Genomic DNA, 13727 nt, shown 5'->3' with positions numbered 1-13727 from the left:
GTACGCACCATGAGCATCTCGGTCGTCCTGTTCACCTGCGACCTGCGGCTGCACGACCACCCGCCGCTCAGAGCCGCCCTCGACGGCACCGAGCAGGTCGTCCCGCTGTTCGTGCGGGACCAGGCCGTGGACGCCGCCGGATTCACCGCCCCCAACCGGCTGGCGTTCCTGGCCGACTGTCTGCGCGACCTCGACGCCGGTCTGCGCGAGCGGGGCGGCCGGCTGGTCGTGCGCCACGGCAGCCTCGTCGACGAGGTGTGCACAGTGGCCGCCGAGGCGGACGCGGACGAGGTGCACATGGCGTCCGACGTCAGCGCCCACGCCCACCGGCGGGAGCAGCGGCTCCGCCGGGCCCTGGAGGCGGAGGGCGTACGCCTGCACGTCCACGACACGGTGACCACGGCCGTCGCTCCCGGCGCGGTGCTCCCGGCCGCCTCGGACCATTTCGCCGTCTTCACTCCCTACTTCCGGCGCTGGTCCCAGGAGCGGCTGCGGGACCCGCTCGCGGCCCCGCGGAACGTGCGGGTCCCGGCCGGCGTCGGCTCCGGGCTCCTGCCGTCCCGTGACGAGCTGTCCGGACTCGCGGATGGACTCGCCGCCGGCGGTGAGACGGAGGGCCGCAAGCGGCTCACCACCTGGCTGCGGGCGGGCGTGACCGCGTACGAGGACCGCCACGACGACCTGGCCGGCGACGCGACCTCCCGGCTCTCCCCGCACCTTCACTTCGGCACCCTCTCCCCCGTAGAACTCGTCCACCGGGCGCGCCGGACAGGCGGTCCGGGCGCCGAAGCGTTCGTACGGCAGCTCGCCTGGCGCGACTTCAACCGGCAGGTGCTCGCGGCCCGCCCCGCCGCGGCCGGCGCCGACTACCGCACCCGGCACGACCGCTGGCGCTCCGAGCGGGCCGCCGCCGAGGACATAGAGGCGTGGAAGGAGGGCCGCACCGGCTACCCGATCGTCGACGCGGCGATGCGCCAGCTGCGCCACGAGGGGTGGATGCACAACCGTGGCCGTCTGCTGACGGCGAGCTTCCTCACCAAGACGCTGTACGTGGACTGGCGCGTCGGTGCCCGGCACTTCCTGGATCTGCTGGTCCACGGCGACCTCGCCAACAACCAGCTCAACTGGCAGTGGGTGGCCGGAACCGGCACCGACACCCGGCCCAACCGCGTCCTCAACCCCGTCACCCAGGCCAAGCGGTACGACCCCGACGGCACCTACGTCCGCCGCTGGGTGCCCGAACTGGCCGCGCTGCGGGGTCCTGAGGTGCACGAGCCGTGGAAGCTGCGGGGTCTGGACCGCGCCGCGCTCGACTATCCGGATCCGATCGTGGAGCTGTCCGAGGGGCTCGCCCGCTTCAAACGGGCCCGTGGCCGTGACTGAGGTCAGCCGGGAGACAGGGCCTGCCACCTCTACACATAAAGGGAAAATAAGCGCAGAATGTATGCAGGCGGCGCTTACCGCACACCGCACCAGACGCGGTCAGGCCAGTAAGTCAAAGGAGACGAGTCATGGCCAACGTCTCGCACACCAGAGGTGACATCACCAGCCACCCTGACGCTCCAGAAATGCGGGAACGCTACGCCCGCATGCTCGGCGGTCGCGATGTGGCGCTCGTGGACGGACCGGTGTTCCTGCTCGGTCTGTACTGCGCCGTGTCCCCCTGGATACTCCACTACACGACGAGCCAGCCCGCCCTCGTGACCCACAACCTCATCGTGGGCATAGCGATCGGTCTGCTGGCCCTCGGATTCACCCAGACCCCTGAGCGCATGTACGGCCTCAGCTGGGCCTTCTGCGCGGTCGGCATCTGGATGATCATCGCTCCCTGGGTCGTCGGCGACAGCCCCGACGCCGGTGTGGCGCTGAACAACATCATCATGGGCGCCCTCGCGGTGATCCTGGGGCTGATGTGCACCGTCACGGCGGCGAAGAGCGCCCCCAAGCCGTAGAGGACCCTCGACCCCTCAGAAGGGGGCCGGCCCACGCTCGGCGGACCGGCCCCCGCCGTATGCCGTCACTCCAGGAGGGAGCCCAGCTCGCGCCGATGACCGGCGACCCACTCCCACGCGGCCCGCACCTCGTCCACGGCGCCCTGTTCCCGCAGCCCGACCATGGCCGGCTCGCCTCGCAGCGCCCCGGCCTCGATCCCTCGCCAACACTGGTCCTGCCACCACAGCACCGTGTCCACCAGCCGGTCCCGCCCGTCCAGGCCGTAGGCGTCGCAGACCAGCCGGATCCGGCGAGCGGCCTCCGCCACGTCGGTGACGGTCGGCCCCAGGTCGAGGTACTGCCAGCACACATGGGCGACGTCGTGGATCCGGGCGCCAGGAGCGGCCAGGTCCCAGTCGATGAAGGCCGAAGGGCGCCACACGCCGGCCGCCACGGCGTACACGGTGTTCTTCGGCGCGAGGTCGTTGTGGCAGACGACGTCCCGGTCGCCGGCGAGCGGCGTCCCGTGGGTCAGGTCGTGGAAGGCCCGGACGAGTCGGGCGACCTCCACGAGGGCCTCGTCGTCGCGGACGGCGACGCGCTCGGTCGAGGTCACGGCGGCCCTCCCCTCGATGTAGCCGAACGTCTCCCGGCCGTGTTCGTCGATGCCGAGGAACCGGGGCGCGCCCCGCCAGCGGGCGCTCTCGAACAGTGCGAGCAACTCCCGTACGAACGGCGACCGTTGCGACGGTGTGCGCCGCACGGTCTCTCCGACCCGGACGACCTCGTTGACCGCGCCGCCGCCGAGCACCGACTCCTCCACCGACCGCCTCCCGGGGCAGGATCGACCCATGGACACGAACAAGACCTTCACCCTCGTCGCGCCCGCACGTCTCGAAGGCTACGGCGTCCGGCTGCGTGAGTGGGCGGACACCGACCTCGCCGACCTGGTCGCGCTCTACGACGATCCGGAGATGGCCCGCTGGACGCCGGTGGCCTCACCGTTCGACCTGGACGCGGCGCGCGCCTATCTCGCCGGTGCGCGCGAGGGACAGGCCGAGGGACGGAAGATCCAGTTGGCCGTCACCACGGACGGGCTCCTCCCCCGCGGGGAGGTGTTGCTGTTCCGCAGCGGTTCGGACGAGCGTGACCTGGAGCTCGCCTACGGCGTCGGGCCCGCCCACCGGGGCCAGGGGCTCGCCGGGCGGGCGGTGCGCCTCGCGGCCGAGTACGCGGTTCGGGAGATCCGGCCCCGTCGAGTGGTGCTGCGCATCGACGCCGCCAACGCGGCGAGCGAGGCGGTCGCCCGGTCCTGTGCGTTCGAGCTCACGGACGAGCCGCCGGTCACAAGGGTGTCGCGGGGCCGGGAGGTCGTCCTGCGCACGTGGCGGCTGCGGGCCTGAAACTCCGTGGCCCTGCGGGGACTTGGCGTGCCAGTCTCGCCGTATGGATCATGCGGAGGTACTGCTCCTCGGAGGACGCGCCGGAGTCGGCAAGACGACCGTGGGCTGGGAGGTCTCGGCGCGGCTGCGGGCCGCTCACGTCGCCCATGCCGTGATCGACGGGGACTTCATGGGGCAGGTGCATCCGGCCCCCGAGGGCGATCCGCGCCGGGCCGCCATCGCTGAGCGCAACCTGACCGCCGTGTGGGGGAACTACGCCGAACTCGGTTACCGGCGTCTCGTCTACACCAACACCGTGAGCGTGCTGGAGGAGTCGACGGGCGTGTTCCGGCGGGCGATGGGCGACGGTGTCCGGATCGTGCGGGTCCTGCTCACCGCGAGCGACGAGACGACCGAGCGGCGTCTCGCCGGGCGGGAACTCGGCTCCGAGCTGGAGGAGGAGCTGCGGGGCAGCGCCCGCAAGGCACGGATGCTGGACGAGCGTGCGCCCGTCGGCACGCTGCGCGTGGTGACCGACGGGCGCACGGTGATCGACATCGCGGCCGAGGTGACGGCCGCGACCGGGTGGGTCCCGGAGCGGGTCAGCTGACGTTCAGTGCCGTGTCGTCGATGACGAAGGACGTCTGGAGGGTGGAGCCCTCCGTGCCGGTGAACTTGAGGGTGACGGTCTGGCCGGCGTAGCCCGCCAGGCTGAAGCTGCGCTGGGTGTAGCCGGAGGCCGCGTTGAGGTTCGAGTACGTGGCCAGGGTGCTCAGTACGGTGCCCGAGCTGTTGAGGACCTGCACCTTGAGGGTGTCGTAGGCGGTGCTGGTGGTGGTCTCGGCCGTGTCGACGTGCAGGTAGAAGCTGAGCGCGGCCGTGGTGCACGCGGCCGGGACCGTCACCGACTGGGACAGGGTGTCGGTGTGCGCGGAGCCGTAGCCGGCGAGCCAGGCGTAGTAGGAGCCGGTGCGGGCGGACTCGTCGGCGGAGTTGGTGATCACGCCGCTGGTGGAACTCCAGGTGCTGCTGCCCGACTCGAAGCCGTTGTTGCCGAGGAGCTGGGCGGACGTGCAGGTGGAACCGCCGCCGCCGTCATCGCCGCCGCCGCTGGTGCTGCCGCCGGCCAGCCATTCCGTGGCGTTCAGAGCGAGGGCCGCGTTGGTGGCGCCGGAATCGTTCCAGCCGTCGTAGAGGGTGTTGCCGGACTGGCCGGTGTCGTCGTCGATGGGTGAGCTGTCGCCCCAGAAGGCGACGCGGCCGCTGCCGAAGGTGCTGGTCGCGAAGAAGGCTCCGGTGTTGCCCGAGTAACCGGTGCGGTAGAGCAGGCCCTTGACGGCGGAGTTGTCGGCGGGCTTGAGGGTGGCCGTGGTGCCGCTGGCGATCAGGCTCTTGGTCACGGTGCCGAAGGAGCCGTGCAGGACGGGGTTGCTGCTGTCGCTGATGGCGCTCGGGTAGTCCGAGCTGATGCTCAGCGAGTCGATGGAGAAGCCGAACGGGTCGGTCGAGTCGACGCTGTTGTTGGTCATCAGGTCGTTGAGGATCTCGACCGCGTCCTCACCGTCGTTGTTGCGGTCGGCGCCGGTGTGGTCGGAGATCATGAAGAGGCCGCCGCCGTTCTTCACGAAGGTCATGATCGCCGTCTTCTCGGCGGTGGTGAAGAGCGTGTTGGGCTCGGGCAGGACCAGGGTGTCGAAGTTCGACAGGTCGGTGGCCGAGGAGCCGCCGTAAGTGAGGGCGCTCGTGGCGGTCTTGAGGCTGTAGTCGCCGGTCTTCTGGAGGGCGACGCCCCAGGAGGAGATGGCGCCGGTCCAGTCGGTCTCGGCGGAGGGCGAGGAGTCCTCGCCCAGGGGGTCGGGCTGGCTGGTGGAGATGATCCAGTCCGCGTTGCCGGCCGTCTCGGCGTGGGCGTTGTCGAAGAGGATCCGGTGCGGGGTGGCAGCGGCGGCGGGGGTGACCTGCACGGCGACACCTGCGGCGACGAGGCTGAACCCGGCGAGGACCGCGCCGAGTCTGTGGCGGGGAACGGTAAGTCCGAGCATCCGGCATACCTCCGTGAGGAGTTGGGGAGTGGTGATGCGGGGAGGGGGACTACGCGCATAGATACACGATCAATTTGAACGGTACATGACACTCATAAGGCTGAACAGAACCGCCCAGGTCCTCCCGACCAGGATTGACCGGGTGTTGACCGATGGTTGGGACGGAGCCGGACTGACGCCGCTCCCAGGGGGCATCCGGACTACATCGGGGCTCATCGGAAAAGGGGCGGAGATGGAAGTCGACGGCATCATCAGTGCCATCGTGATCGGCATAGTCATCGGTGTCCTGGGCCGGCTCGTGGTTCCGGGCCGTCAGCGCATCGGAATTCTGTGGACCATTCTGGTCGGCATCGTGGCCGCGTTGATCGGCTCGGCGATCGCCGGGGCCTTCGACGTGGCCGACACCAAGGGCGTCGACTGGGTCGAGTGGCTCATCCAGATCGGCCTCGCCGCGCTCGGCGTGGCGGCGCTGGACCGGTCGAAGGCGCGCCGCTGACGGTCTGACGGGACCAGGCACCACGCACCACAGCAGCACGCACCACAGCAGCACGCGCGAGAACGCGGCGCGCCGGAGTCTCCGGCGCGCCGCCGCGCGTGGGTGCCCTGAGTGGGGGTGCTCCGACGCGCGTGGGTGTCCCGAGTGGGGGTGCTTCGACGTGGGGGCGCCCCGACGGCAAATCCCGTTGCGCCCGCCGGAGTACGACGGCAGGCTTCAAGCGCCCGCCGCCCCTCCTCCCGTGACGGAGACTCGCTTGCCCTTCCACATCACCCCGCTCGCCGACCCCGAGCCCGCCGCCTCCAGCCGCCGTCTGGCCTGGCTGGCCTCGGGCGACGACGGGGTCCCGCTCGGGTCCGCCTTCCTGCGGCTGTTCACGAAGGAGGGGCAGGAGCACCTCGCCGAACTCCAACTGGCCGTGCACGGCGCCGAGCGGCGGCAGGGCGTCGGAAGCCGGCTGCTCGAGGCCGCCGTGGGCGCCGCGAAGGCAGAGCGGCGGCGGTCGGTGATCGCGCAGGCCGTACAGGGCTCACCCGCCGATCTGTTCCTGGCCGCGCGGGGATTCCGGCAGGTCCTGGCGCTCACGTACGCCCGGCTGCCGCTGGCCGACGTCGATCGTGCCGCGATCGACGCACTCCTCGAACTGCCGCACCCCGGTTACCGGTTGACCGAGTGGGAGGGCACGGTGCCGGACGCGCTGGCGCGGTCCTTCGCCGACTCGCGGCGGGCGATGGACGACATGCCGATGGAGGGCACCGACTTCGGCAGGGTCGTCTGGGACGTGGAGCGCGTGGTCGCGGCCGCGGAGGCGGTCGCGCGACGCGGCGAGCTGCTGCACACCGTCGCCGCCGTGGACGCGACGGACGGCAGCGTGGTCGGCTTCTCCGAACTGGTCGTGCCCGGCGACGGGTCGGGGGACGGCCAGCACTACGGCACCGCCGTACTGCCCGAGCACCGCGGGAAGGGCCTCGCCCGCTGGATGAAGGCCGCGGCCGTCCGCCACGCCCTCGAACGGCACCCGAGACTGTCCGGGTTGTGCACCGACACCGCCGAGAGCAACAAGCCGATGCTCGCCGTCAACGACTCACTCGGTTATCTGCCGACGCACAAGTCCGTGGAGTACCAGCTCGACCTGTGATCACCGGGTCGTCGCGGCCCGCAGTGCGGCCAGACCGTCGCGGCTTGCGGGGTAAGCGGGCGTCCAGCCCAGTTCCCGCTCGGCTTTCTCCGCCGACACCCTCAGGTTCGCCGAGAACATCGTGTGCGCGTAGCTCATCGGCCTCGTGAGCCACAGCGGTACGGTCATCGGCCTCGGCAGTCCGAACTCCTCGGCCACGCACAGCAGATGGGCGCGGAAGCCGAGCGGCGTACGGTCCGCGACGTTGTACGCCTGCCCCGGGCGCCCGTGTGCGACCGCCGCGGCCACCGCGCGGCCCGCGTCGGTGAGTTCGACCCACGGCAGGACCCGGCCGTGGTCGGCGGGGGCGGGCAGTTGCCGCTTGCGCAGCAGGGTCAGGATGTTGTCGGTGCCGCCGGGGCCGTAGAAGAGGCCGAAGCGCAGTGCGATGCCCTCCAGCCCGGCCGCCTCGAAGGTGAGTCGCTCCTTCGTGCGCATCCCGGCGAGGTGCCGTTCCAGCTCGGGGTCGGTGCCGCGCGGCCCGAACTCGTCGTCCTCGGTGATCAGATGGTCGCCGAAGTCGCCGTAGCCGTATCCGAAGACCATCGACTCCGTGATGAAGCGGCGGGCACCGGTGGACTGCGCGGCCTCGATCAGGTGGGCGGTGCCCTCGATGCGCAGCGCGTCGGTGGCGTACATGTCACGGTGGCGCATGGGTGGCTTGCGCAGGGCGGTCGCCGCGTGGACGACCGTGTCGAAGTGCTGTCCGTCCACGGCCCGCAGCAGGGCGTCGCGGTCCATGAGGTCGGCCCGGACGCCGTTGCCCTCGCTCCGGCCGAGTCCGGTGACCTTGTGGCCCGCGTCGGTCAGGGCCTTGGCGATGTGCCGGCCGAGGACGCCGGTCGCGCCGGCGAGGAGGATGCTCTGGTTCTGGTTCGTCGTCATACCGGTGCGACGGATCGGGCGGGCCCGGATGTGACATCGCGGCCGCCGGGCCCCGCAGCTGTCCCGGCCACCAGGCGCTACGGCTGGTACACGTGCGGCTGCGTGATCGTCAGCGGCTCGAATCCGAGGCGTTCCAGGATCGGCCGGCTCGTGGCCAGCGCGTCGACCTGGAGGTAGCGGTATCCGCGCTCCACGGCGGCGCGGGCCCGGTGGGCGACCAGGGCGCGGTAGATCCCGCGGCCGCGCCAGCTCTCCACGGTGCCGCCGCCCCACAGGCCGGCGAATCGGGTGCCGGGCACGAGCTCCATGCGGGCCGCGCTGACCGGCACGTCTCCGGCGAGCGCGACGACGGCGACCACCGAGTCGGGGTCGTCCAGCCGGGCGAGCAGCTGGTGCCGCAGCCGGGAGCTGTCGGTGCCGAAGGCCTTCTCGTGCACCTCCGCCACGAGGTCGACACCCGCCCGGTCCGTGACCGGAAGGAAACGGATCCCCTCGGGCGGATCGACGTCCAGGGTGAGGTCGGCGACCTCGGCGATCATCAGCGTCTCCTCGGGCTCGGCGGTGAATCCGGCCGCCCTGAGCCGCTGTCCGAGGTCGAACGGCAGGTCGTGGCCGTACAGCTTCCACTCGAACTCGCGGCCGAGCCCGGTGTAGTACGCGATCTGCTCGGCGATCGCCTTGTCGGCGCTCGACGCGTCCAGGTCGGACCAGACGACGCCGTTCCAGCCGTGCTCGGCGGCGACCTGGCGGACCACCCCGCCGACCCGCTCGACACGGGCAGCGGGACCGTCCGGCTGTGCGCCTTCGCGCATGTCCCGGTCGAAGAGGGCGAGTACCGCAACATGATCCATGGGCCCACTTCATCACCCGGACGCCTCCGCGGCAATGGCGATTACGGCCGCCCGGCCTCCGCGCGCACCGCCGCCAGGTAGGCGCTGAGCCGGTCGCGGTTGCGGGCCAGACAGTCGATCCGGGCCTGGATGCGATCGACGTGGGCCTCCAGAAGGGCCGCGGTCCGAGGTGTCAGGTGCTCGGGCGGCAACAGGATCTCCTCCGGCCCCGAAAGGTACGGCAGGATCGCGCGGATCATCTCCGTGGTCAGACCCGAGTCCAGCAGCCCGCGGATCTGCTGGACGTCGCGGACCGCCGCCTCTCCGAAGGCGCGGTAGCCGTTGTCGGTGCGCTCCGGTTGCAGCAGGCCCTGCTCTTCGTAGTAGCGCAGGAGCCGGGTGGGGACTCCGGTGCGGCGGGACAGTTCACCGATCCTCATCACGTACTCCCGAGTCTCGCGCTTGCCTTCACACTGATGTGAAGGTCCGAGCATGGTCGCATGTCCACCACCTGCCCGGCCAAGGGCACAGCCCCGCCCGCGTCCGCCCCGCTTCCGTGGTCCGGGCTCCTCGCCCTGTCGACGGCCGCCTTCACCGCAGTGCTGACCGAGCTGCTGCCCGCGGGTCTGCTGCCCCGCATGGCCCCGGATCTGGGCGTCACCGAGGCCCGGATCGGCTTTCTCGTCACCGGGTACGCGCTCGCGTCCTTCGCCGCCGCGATCCCGCTCACGGCCCTGCTGCGCGGGCTGCCACGCCGGCCGGTGCTCGTCGGGGCGCTGCTCGGCTTCGCGGTGAGCAACGCGGTGGTGGCGGTGTCCTCGTCGTACGCCCTCACCTTCGGGGCACGGTTGGTGGCCGGCGGCATGGGAGGGACGCTCTGGGCGATGCTCGCCGGGTACGCGGCACGGATGGTGCCGGCCGAGCGGCGCGGCCGGGCGATCGCGATCGTCCTCGCCGGGATCACCCTCGCCCTGTCCCTGGGCGTCCCGGCCGGGACCGCGCTGGCCGGGACGGTGGGCTGGCGCACGGCGTTCGGGCTGCTGTCCGGGCTCGCGGTGCTGCTGGTGGGCTGGGTGCGGTGGCGGGTGCCCGGTTTCCCGGGCGAGACGCCGCACGCGCGCGTGCCGCTCGCCCGGGTCGCCGCGCTGCCGGGCATCCCGGCCGTCCTGTCCGTCACGCTGTTCCTGCTGGTGGGGCACCAGGTGATGTACACGTACGTCGCCCCGTTCGCGGCGCATGCCGGTTTCGGCCGTACGGGACTGGTGCTGCTGGTGTTCGGGGCGGCGACCGTGGTGGGGATCTGGATCACCGGGGTGCTGGTGGACCGGCGTCTGCGGCCTACGCTCGTGGGCGCGCTGGCGCTGTGCGCGGTCGTGATGCTCGCGCTGGGGCTCGCCGCCGGGGTACCTGGTGTGCTGCTGATCTCGGTCGCCCTGTGGGGCGTCGCCTTCGGGGGTGCGCCGACGCTGATCCAGACGGCGCTCATCGACGCGTCGGGTCCGGAACGGGCGGACGTGGCGACATCGTTGCAGACCACGGTGTACAACGCCGGGATCGCGGTGGGTTCGCTGACCGGGGGTCTCGCGCTGGACGGCTGGGGCGCCGGGGCGCTGCCGTGGACCGCGTTGCCGTTGGTCGCGGTGGCCCTCGGGGTGACCACCGTGGCCCGAAACGCGTTCCCGGCGACGCGGCGATGACCTTAGGCTCGTGGCGAGGAGGGCCGTACTCCATGGTCGTGAAGGACACAGAACTGCCGTATCTGCACCGCTGCGTCGAGCTGGCCACCGAGGCGCTGGAGGCCGGGGACGAACCGTTCGGCTCGGTCCTGGTGGGCGCCGACGGCGAGATCCTCGCCGAGGACCACAACCGCGTGGCCTCAGGCGACCGCACCCGGCACCCCGAGTTCGAGCTGGCCCGCTGGGCGGCGGCGCACATGACGCCCGAGGAGCGGGCGGCGGCCACCGTGTACACCTCCGGCGAGCACTGTCCGATGTGCGCGGCCGCGCACGCCTGGGTGGGCCTCGGACGCATCGTGTACGTCGCCTCGTCCGAACAACTCGCAAAGTGGCTCACCCAGTTGGGCGTTCCGGCACCACCGGTACGGACACTGCCGGTCAACGAGATCGCCCCCGACGTGATCGTGGAGGGACCGGTGCCCGAGTTGACGGAGCGTGTGCGGCAGTTGCACGGCCGGTTCCATCAGAGCTGACACCCGCGTCCGAGCAGGCACGGATCAGGGCACATTCCGTGATCACGCTCCCCCGGAGGCGTCCCGCCGAAGGGCCGCTTATCGTGATCGAGGGCGCCGATGGGCGTCCTTGGAGGCATGGATGCTCGCCAAGGTGACGAGGCGGCGATGCGCAGTCTCCGGAGCCGTGGGGCTGGCCCTGCTCGGCGCCGGACTGCCGTCCGTGGTCACGGACGGCTCCGGACCGGATCTGTCGCGCTTCTACCGCCAGAAGATCAAGTGGTCGAAGTGCGTGGGCATGGAGGCCCCCGCCGACCTGCAGTGCGGAAAGGTCACTGTGCCCGTCGACTACGCGAAGCCCCGCGCGGGCACCCTCGAACTGGCACTCGCCCGCTACCGGGCCGCGACCAAGCACAAGCATGGCTCGGTGCTGCTGAACTTCGGCGGCCCGGGCGGCGCGGGCGTGCCCGCACTCGCGGCCGGCGGCGACGACTTCATGAACCTCACGGACGAGTACGACGTGGTGTCCTTCGATCCGCGCGGCGTGGGCAGGTCCTCCCCGGTCAGCTGCGGCAACGGCACCGACGAGGCGCTGGCGGCCACCGACGACGACAGCGCCTTCACCCGGGATCCGCAGGCCGTGCTCGGAAGGTTGCGGAAGGCCGCCGACCAGTGCACCAAGCACTCCGGGCCCGTGCTCCCGCACATCGGCACGGTGAACGTCTCCCGCGACCTGGACATCATGCGCCAGGCCCTCGGCGACAAGAAGCTCAACTACCTCGGCTTCTCGTACGGCAGCCGGCTGGGCGCGGTGTACGCGGCCCAGTTCCCCAAGAAGGTGGGCCGGCTGGTGCTGGACGGTGTGGACACCCTCACCGAGCCGCTGGCCGAACAGGGTGTGGCGGGCGCCGCCGGGCAGCAGACGGCGCTGGAGGACTTCGTCGACTGGTGTGTGAAGGACATCGCCTGTCCGTTCGGCACCGACGCGCGCGGCGCCCGGGAACAGGTCCTGCAACTCGTGGCGTCGCTGGACGAGGACCCGGTGCCGACCGACTTCGGCCCCGCCTTCACCGGACAGGACCTGGTGGGCGCCATCAGCCAGGCCCTCTACAGCAAGGATCTGTGGCCCTCGCTGGAGCGGGCGCTCGCCGAGCTGGTGGAGCAGGGCGACACGACGGGCGTCCTCGGCTTCGCGGGCGGCGGCTCCGATGTCCTCACCCGCGCGCGCCCTCCCTCCGACGACCCGACGCACAGCACTCTCGCCGACGTGGAGGACGTGCCGTTCGACAATCTTCCGGCGGCGCTGATGGCGGTCAATTGCGCGGACGATCCCGACCGCCCCGGCGCCGACCGGATCACCAAGGACCTGGCCCGGCTGCGTGCCGCTTACGTGCAGGCCTCGCCGGTCTTCGGCCGCTACCGGCTCACCGAGTACCTGATCTGTTACGGCCGCCCGAAGGGCACGGACTTCATCCGCGAGAAGGTGCGCGACGTCCGCACCCCGAAGATCCTCCTCGTCGGCACCCGCGGCGACCCCGCGACGCCGTACCGCTGGACCGTGGAGACCGCGAAGCGCCTCGGCGACTCGGCCGTGGTCCTCGACAACAAGGGCGAGGGCCACACCGGTTACGGCTCCTCCAAGTGCGTGCGCCGCAAGGTCGACGACTTCCTGCTGTACGGCAGCCTCCCGCCCGACGGCAGCTCCTGCGGGCCCGAACGCGACGGCTGAGATCCACTCGGTCTACGATCCCGGCATGAGTGAACGGAGTGAAAGGGCCGAAGAGTTGAGGACCGCCCGACTGTGGCTGCGGCGCCCGGCCGAAGCCGACATCGACGTGATCCTCGGCGTCCACAGCGACCCGGAGACCTGCGTGCACAACCCCTCCGACGCACTCACCCGGCATGAGGAGGCCGAACAGCTCTACCGGCGCTGGGACAAGCAGTGGGAGCAGCACGGTTACGGCTACTGGGTCGTCGGGCGCCACGACAGCGCCCGGCAGCTCGGCTTCTGCGGGATCAAGCCCATGGAACTCCACGGCGTACAGGTGCTGAACCTCTTCTACCGTTTCGCCGCCTCGGCCTGGGGTCAGGGCTTCGCCGGTGAAGCCGCCACCGCGGTCACCACCTGGGCAGCGGCGCACGTGCCCGACATCCCGCTGATCGCCCGCGTGCGCCCGGCGAACGTCGCCTCACAGCGCGTGGCGCAACGCGCCGGACTCAGCCGTGCCCCGCATCTCGACACCGAGGGCTACGACGGCTTCGACTGGATCTACGTGGCGCAACCCGAGCGCTGGGCCCCCTAGGACTCCCAGTACGCGAGCCGGTGCATGGCCGTCGCCGCCCCGGTGAAACCGTCGTCGCCCAGTGCCTCGCGCAGTTCTGTGTTGAAGCGGTCGATCTCGGGCTGGGCGGCCCGCAGGGCACCGGTCCCGGCGTCGGTCAACTCCAGTACGACGGCCCGGTGTTCACGCGGGTGCGGCCTCTTCGCGAGGAGACCCGCCGCCGTCAGCCGCCCGACCAGCCCGGTCACGGCCGACTCGCGCAGTCCGAGCGTGCGCGCCAGCCGCTGCTGGGTGATGCCGGCCTCGTCCCGCACCGCGAACAGGGCGCCGAGCTGGGCCGTGGTGACCCCCGCGGCGGCCAGGCAGCGCCGGTCCGCCGTGGTCCGCAAGCGGTGTGCGGCCCGCTGGAGCAGGAAGTAGAGACGCTGGTCCTCGGGCTCGGACATGCGCCGATGTTGACAGACGGGAGGGGCTCGCGCCAGTCTCACTTCACCAGTGAAGTGAGAGGCGAGA

At 71.4% G+C, this 13727-nt stretch carries 16 protein-coding genes; 10 read left to right on the top strand and 6 right to left on the bottom strand.

The annotated features are described in order from the left end of the window. Positions 1-9: 9 nt before the first annotated feature. Both M2157_RS43990 and M2157_RS43985 read left to right on the top strand, forming a co-directional pair. Positions 10-1383, top strand: a complete 1374-nt coding sequence (locus M2157_RS43990) for a deoxyribodipyrimidine photo-lyase (RefSeq protein ID WP_280867996.1) — start codon at positions 10-12, stop codon at positions 1381-1383. A 128-nt stretch (positions 1384-1511) separates the two neighbouring features. Then, the gene (locus M2157_RS43985) at positions 1512-1952 is read left to right on the top strand and encodes an SPW repeat protein (RefSeq protein ID WP_280855544.1); all 441 of its coding nucleotides are present in this window, start codon (positions 1512-1514) and stop codon (positions 1950-1952) included. 65 nt (positions 1953-2017) lie between these two features. On the opposite strand, the gene M2157_RS43980 is transcribed toward M2157_RS43985, so the two are convergent. Beyond that, positions 2018-2755, bottom strand: a complete 738-nt coding sequence (locus M2157_RS43980; RefSeq protein ID WP_280867995.1) for a phosphotransferase — start codon at positions 2753-2755, stop codon at positions 2018-2020. Positions 2756-2783: 28 nt separating this feature from the next. On the opposite strand from M2157_RS43980, the gene M2157_RS43975 reads away from it, so the two are divergent. Together M2157_RS43975 and M2157_RS43970 are read left to right on the top strand one after the other, a co-directional pair. After that, positions 2784-3335, top strand: a complete 552-nt coding sequence (locus tag M2157_RS43975; RefSeq protein WP_280867994.1) for a GNAT family N-acetyltransferase — start codon at positions 2784-2786, stop codon at positions 3333-3335. A 43-nt stretch (positions 3336-3378) separates the two neighbouring features. Then, positions 3379-3924 (top strand): AAA family ATPase, encoded by a 546-nt coding sequence (locus M2157_RS43970; RefSeq protein ID WP_280855548.1) that lies wholly within the window; start codon positions 3379-3381, stop codon positions 3922-3924. Here the strand turns inward: M2157_RS43970 and M2157_RS43965 are convergent. Next, positions 3917-5356: a hydrolase gene (locus M2157_RS43965; protein WP_280855549.1), complete on the bottom strand. Its 1440-nt coding sequence runs from the start codon at positions 5354-5356 to the stop codon at positions 3917-3919. The genes M2157_RS43970 and M2157_RS43965 overlap by 8 nt on opposite strands. 232 nt (positions 5357-5588) lie before the next feature. On the opposite strand from M2157_RS43965, the gene M2157_RS43960 reads away from it, so the two are divergent. Continuing rightward, on the top strand, positions 5589-5852 hold the full coding sequence (locus tag M2157_RS43960) for a GlsB/YeaQ/YmgE family stress response membrane protein (RefSeq protein WP_057611480.1): 264 nt from the start codon (positions 5589-5591) through the stop codon (positions 5850-5852). 256 nt (positions 5853-6108) lie between these two features. After that, positions 6109-6990 carry a GNAT family N-acetyltransferase gene (locus M2157_RS43955; protein ID WP_280858907.1) on the top strand — a complete coding sequence of 294 codons (882 nt, stop codon included), beginning with the start codon at positions 6109-6111 and terminating at the stop codon, positions 6988-6990. Here M2157_RS43955 and M2157_RS43950 read toward each other — a convergent pair whose 3' ends face one another. The 3 genes from M2157_RS43950 to M2157_RS43940 all read right to left on the bottom strand — a co-directional run bounded on the left by M2157_RS43950 (position 6991) and on the right by M2157_RS43940 (position 9184). After that, on the bottom strand, positions 6991-7914 hold the full coding sequence (locus M2157_RS43950) for an NAD(P)-dependent oxidoreductase (RefSeq protein WP_280867993.1): 924 nt from the start codon (positions 7912-7914) through the stop codon (positions 6991-6993). It lies immediately after the preceding gene. Positions 7915-7991: 77 nt separating this feature from the next. Then, complete coding sequence (locus tag M2157_RS43945; RefSeq protein ID WP_280867992.1) at positions 7992-8765, bottom strand: GNAT family N-acetyltransferase; 774 nt, start codon at positions 8763-8765, stop codon at positions 7992-7994. A gap of 41 nt (positions 8766-8806) precedes the next feature. After that, complete coding sequence (locus M2157_RS43940) at positions 8807-9184, bottom strand: MerR family transcriptional regulator (RefSeq protein ID WP_280855552.1); 378 nt, start codon at positions 9182-9184, stop codon at positions 8807-8809. A gap of 60 nt (positions 9185-9244) precedes the next feature. Here M2157_RS43940 and M2157_RS43935 point away from each other — a divergent pair, with 60 nt between their 5' ends. The 4 genes from M2157_RS43935 to M2157_RS43920 all read left to right on the top strand — a co-directional run bounded on the left by M2157_RS43935 (position 9245) and on the right by M2157_RS43920 (position 13235). Next, positions 9245-10441: an MFS transporter gene (locus M2157_RS43935; RefSeq protein ID WP_280855553.1), complete on the top strand. Its 1197-nt coding sequence runs from the start codon at positions 9245-9247 to the stop codon at positions 10439-10441. Between the two features lie 32 nt (positions 10442-10473). Then, positions 10474-10953: a nucleoside deaminase gene (locus tag M2157_RS43930; RefSeq protein ID WP_280855554.1), complete on the top strand. Its 480-nt coding sequence runs from the start codon at positions 10474-10476 to the stop codon at positions 10951-10953. Positions 10954-11074: 121 nt separating this feature from the next. After that, entirely contained in the window at positions 11075-12661 is a 1587-nt protein-coding gene (locus M2157_RS43925; RefSeq protein ID WP_280855555.1) for an alpha/beta hydrolase, read from the top strand. A gap of 25 nt (positions 12662-12686) precedes the next feature. Then, positions 12687-13235, top strand: coding sequence for a GNAT family N-acetyltransferase (locus M2157_RS43920; RefSeq protein ID WP_280855556.1), 549 nt, complete (start codon positions 12687-12689; stop codon positions 13233-13235). On the opposite strand, the gene M2157_RS43915 is transcribed toward M2157_RS43920, so the two are convergent. Next, positions 13232-13660, bottom strand: coding sequence for a MarR family winged helix-turn-helix transcriptional regulator (locus M2157_RS43915; protein WP_280867991.1), 429 nt, complete (start codon positions 13658-13660; stop codon positions 13232-13234). The two genes, M2157_RS43920 and M2157_RS43915, sit on opposite strands and share 4 nt — an antisense overlap. Between the last annotated feature and the right edge of the window lie 67 nt (positions 13661-13727).

It is taken from the genome of Streptomyces sp. SAI-127 (assembly GCF_029894425.1).
Classification (GTDB): Bacteria; Actinomycetota; Actinomycetes; order Streptomycetales; family Streptomycetaceae; genus Streptomyces.
This window is presented reverse-complemented; position numbering and strand designations above follow the sequence as displayed.